3 protein-coding genes are annotated in these 4300 nt (G+C 58.9%); all 3 read right to left on the bottom strand.

All coding sequences use genetic code 11. The features are described 5' to 3' along the window. Positions 1-101: 101 nt before the first annotated feature. Positions 102-2510 (bottom strand): TonB-dependent siderophore receptor, encoded by a 2409-nt coding sequence (locus tag HX869_RS30870; protein WP_178904154.1) that lies wholly within the window; start codon positions 2508-2510, stop codon positions 102-104. Between the two features lie 77 nt (positions 2511-2587). Beyond that, on the bottom strand, positions 2588-3568 hold the full coding sequence (locus tag HX869_RS30865; protein WP_003212361.1) for a FecR family protein: 981 nt from the start codon (positions 3566-3568) through the stop codon (positions 2588-2590). A 7-nt stretch (positions 3569-3575) separates the two neighbouring features. Then, positions 3576-4094: a sigma-70 family RNA polymerase sigma factor gene (locus HX869_RS30860; protein WP_178904153.1), complete on the bottom strand. Its 519-nt coding sequence runs from the start codon at positions 4092-4094 to the stop codon at positions 3576-3578. Between the last annotated feature and the right edge of the window lie 206 nt (positions 4095-4300).

The following is a 4300-nucleotide window of genomic DNA, read 5'->3' as shown; positions in this document are numbered from 1 at the left end:
GCTCATTGAGCGGGCTTTTTGCTGTCTGGGGTTTGCTAAAACCGCCGGTCTAAAAAACGCCCCCGATCATGTGCAGTGATCGGGGGCGTTTTTGATTGGGTTTAGAAATCCCAGCGGGTACTGACCATTACGTTGCGAGGGTCGCCATAGTACGACGAGTTGTAGAAGCCGATGTTGGTGTAATACGACTTGTCGAACACGTTGTTGACGTTGACGGTCGCCGACACGCTGTCGGTGATCTGATAGCGGGCCATCAGGTCCACCAGCCAGTAGGGATCCTGGGCAAATTTTTCTTGAGCGCCGCCCTTGGCCCAGTTGCTCAGTACCTGCCAGCCTTGACCCTGCCAACGCGCGCCGCCGCCGAGGGTGAGTTTGTCGAGGCTGCCGGTCAGCTTGTAGCTGGTATAGACATTGACCTGATCTTCCGGCTCCCAGGTCGATACCTTCTTGCCGCTTTCATCACGGGCAATCTTGTGGGTGTAGCCTGCCTGCAACTGCCAGCCGGGTGTCAGCTCGCCAGAGATTTCCGCCTCATAACCCTTGGTTTTCGAAGTGATCGGCTTATAGGCGTAGTCGCGAGCGGGGTTGGTTGGATTGGCGTTGTACTCCGTATCTTCCTCGGGGCGGTTTTTTTCGTGAACCTCGAAGTAGGCGATGCTGGAATTCAGGCGCCCTTCGAAGAATTCACCTTTGAGCCCCACTTCATAGTTCTTGCCTTCATCCGGCTCCAGCAATTTGTTGTTGCGATCACGGTTGAACGACTGCGGCAGGAAAATTTCCGTGTAACTGGCGTAGGCCGACACGTTGTCGTTCAGGTCGTATACCAGGCCTGCATAGGGCAAGACCTTGCCGCTTTTTTTCGTATCACTGGTGCCGGTGACCTGGAAGTCTGCAACGCGCGTGCCCAGCAGCAGCGAAAGATCGTCCGTGAGGCTGAAGCGAGCGGTCATGTAGCTGCCGGTCTGGCGGGTGATTTCATCGTTTTTGTTGGTGACTTCGCCCCAGTCCGGCTTCGGGATGTCGCCGTTCCAGTTGTAATAGTCGAAGTTATTGTTGGGCAGGCTGGCGTTGGTGTAGTCCTTGCCTTTCCAGTGGGAGCGGGAAACCGAGGTGCCGACCACCAACTGGTGTTCTCGGCCAAACAGGTCGAAGGGGCCAGAGGTGTAAAGGTCGGCGCTGTCGCTGACGGTTTCACCTGTGTATTTGCGCGCCAGCACTGAGGGCAAACCTGGGCTCACGAAACCCAGGGGGGCGTTGTAACCGTTGATTTGATGGTTGTACTGACCTTTGGCGACCCAGCCATTTTCGAAGCTGTGTTCAAGGGTGGCAAAGGCGGTGCGCGTGTACTGCTGCCAACTGCTCCACCGTGGCCCGTTGTTGAATGAGCGCTTGGAGCCAATGCGATTGCCGGATTCGTCATACAGCGAGGCACTGCCGGTCCAGCTTGAGCCTTTGGGGTCATTATCCTGATAGTCCGCGCCCACGGTCAGCAGGGTATCCGGCGACAGGTCCGCCTCCAGGATGCCGTAGTAGACGCTGGTTTTGCGTTGGTAATGGTCCATGAAGGACTGTTTGTCTTGATGGGCCGCCACGGCTCGGCCGCGGATGTTCCCGGTTTCGGTCAAGGGACCGCTGACGTCAACTTCCGATCGGTAGTTGTCCCAGGAACCGGCGCCAAGGTCGATATGGCCCTTGAATTCCTGGGTAGGTTTCTTGCGGATCATGTTGATGGTACCACCAGGGCCACCGGCGCCAGTGAGCAGGCCGGTGGCGCCCTTGAGGATTTCTACCCGGTCATAGATCACCATGTCGGTGAGGGTATGGCCGGACGAATACTGCGGGTCTTGCAGGATAGGAATACCGTCGTACTGGAAGTTGCGAATCGCGAAGCCACGGGAGTAATAGCTGGTACGGTCGCTGTCATACGTTGCCACGGTGATGCCCGGGGTATGGCGCATCACGTCGTCGATGGAGTTGAGGCCAAAGTCATCCATGGCCTGGCGGGTGACCACCGAGATCGATTGCGGAGTTTCCCGTGGCGTCAGCACCAGCCGGGTTGCGGTGGCGATGGTGCCGGGGGTGTAAGAGCCGGAGCCTTCGGTAATGGTGCCGAGTTGGTTGGCGCTGATCTGCGTCGCCCCCAGCTCCACGGCGCCGGTGGGGGTAGGGTTGGCTTCCAGTGCGTAGACCTGATCACCTTTGACTGCCCGATAACCACTGCCACGCAGCAGCTTTTCAAACCCGGCCTCCACGCTATAAGTGCCTTTGAGTCCCGGGCCCGCGAGCCCCTGCAGGTTCTGGGACTGGAACACGATAGCCACGCCCGCTTGCTGGGCGAACTGGTTAAGTGTGGCGCCCAGCGGCCCTGCAGGTATGTCGTAGGCTTGGGCCGCGACGTTTACCGTATCGGCCTGGGCCAGATGGGTATTGAGCAGCGTCGTCGCGAGCAGTGTGAGGGTCAGCGGCGCGCTGCTCAGCAGGCGTCTGCGGGGTTTGGAAGGGAGCGGCATGACGATGGCAGTCCTTTAGTTATCGATATACCTTCCTTGACGGGTAGCTTTAAACAAAGCGGAAACAATTTGGATAATTATTTTTTGCTCTCGGTATCCGGGCTGACGATCATCAGCCACGGCGTAAAGGTTTTCAGCGTGATCGGCAGGGTTTGAGCCAGCATCTGCAAGGTGCGGTCGGTGTCATCCAGGGGAAGTACGGCCGAGACCTTGAGACTGGCCAGTACGGCGCGATCAAACTGCAAGCGGCCCGAACGGTGACGGGCGATCTCATCCAGCACTTCCGGCAACGGTCGGTTATCCACCACCAGTTGATGGCGGCGCCAGGCCCCATTGATGCTCGCCGTATCGATGCTGCCCGAGAGCCGCACGGCATCTTTGCTGAGTCGCGCCTGCGAGCCCGCATCAACTTCCAGTGTCTGCTGCCCGTTCGCGCTTTTTGCCGCCACGCGGGATTCGAGCATGCTCAGCACCGTAACGTCATCCTCGCGCCTGACCACAAATCGCGTACCCAGGGCGCGCAGGGTGCCTTGGGCGGTCTGCACCACAAATGGCCGTTCGCCATCGTGGGCCACTTCCACCAGGATCTCACCTTGCAGCAATTCGATGCGGCGCTGCCGGCTGTCGAAATGCAGATTCGCCGCACTGATGCCGTTCAGGGTCAGCGTCGAGCCGTCCGCCAGCCGCAGGGTTTTCCATTCGCCGGGACCGTTGTGCACATCGGCCATCCATTGTTGTGGATAAGGACTGTAGAGCAGCGCCATGGCGGGAAGGCCCAGGCTGCAGGCCAGTACCAACGCGCGGACGTAGTTTTTGCGCGCCTTCCCATGCCGGGGAAAGGCCGCACTCAAGGCCGCCCGGGCCGGTGCCTTTTGCCCGCGCAGGGCCTGCATCCGCGCAATCACATCTTCCATGCGCGCTGCTGATGCGGCGTGTTGCGGGCCTTGCTGCTTCCAGCGCTCGAACGCCTGGCGCTGGGCCTCGGTCAATTCACCTTCGTGCAGGCGAATCATCCATTCGGCGGCTTGTTCATCGATCTGTTGGCGAGAGGCGGGCATGCGCGGCTCAGATGTCCACGCTGTGGCTGCAATGCAGCAGGGCCTGGATCAGGTATTTGCGTACCGTACGTTCCGACAGCTTCAGTTGTCGGGCGATTTGCTGCTGGGTCAGGTCTTCGAGGTAATACAGCACAAACGCCTGGCGCATATTGTCGTGCATGCCTTCCAGCAGGAAGGCGATGTGCTCGAGGGCTTCCAGGGTGGTGTGGATCTGTTCGGGCGACTGGAAACCTTCCAGGGTTTCCACCGTCAGCATCAATTCCTGAAGATAGGCGTGCTCAATCTGCTTGCGCCGGGCCTGGTCGATGATCAGCCGCCTGGCGGTGGTACTTAAATAGGCGCGGGGTTCGCGGATGGCGGTCACCGACTCGCGGGCGTGCAGAATCCGCGCGAAGGTGTCCTGCGCCACGTCGGCGGCGTTATGGGTACAGCCCAGTTTTCGGCGCAACCAAGTGAACAGCCAGCCGTGATGCTCGCTGTACAGCTCGGTAATCTCCCGTTGGAACGGCGGTTCACCCACAGACATAAGGCCCGGCCCAGGTGTTATTGAGAATAATTGTTAATTGTGGGGCCAAGGCTTGGGCAAACGCAATAGACTCGCGTTTGCACCCAAAGCGCCGGTTTTGCGGGGTGCGCGGGGTCGAAGACAAAATATTTTAAATAAATTGCATTTAAATCATGACATTACGGAAAAATGCTATAGAATGCGCCGCACACCGAAAGTGAAGGGTG

This window comes from Pseudomonas sp. P7779 (assembly GCF_013386315.1).
In the GTDB taxonomy this organism is placed as follows: domain Bacteria; phylum Pseudomonadota; class Gammaproteobacteria; order Pseudomonadales; family Pseudomonadaceae; genus Aquipseudomonas.
The sequence above is the reverse complement of the archived record's forward strand: the minus strand, read 5'-3'. Positions and strand labels throughout refer to the sequence as shown.

Excerpts from the sequence above, each read along its gene's own strand:
- HX869_RS30870 (WP_178904154.1), bottom strand. The coding sequence starts at position 2,510 with ATGCCGCTCCCTTCCAAACCCCGCAGACGCCTGCTGAGCAGCGCGCCG.
- HX869_RS30865 (WP_003212361.1), bottom strand. The coding sequence starts at position 3,568 with ATGCCCGCCTCTCGCCAACAGATCGATGAACAAGCCGCCGAATGGATG.
- HX869_RS30860 (WP_178904153.1), bottom strand. The coding sequence starts at position 4,094 with ATGTCTGTGGGTGAACCGCCGTTCCAACGGGAGATTACCGAGCTGTAC.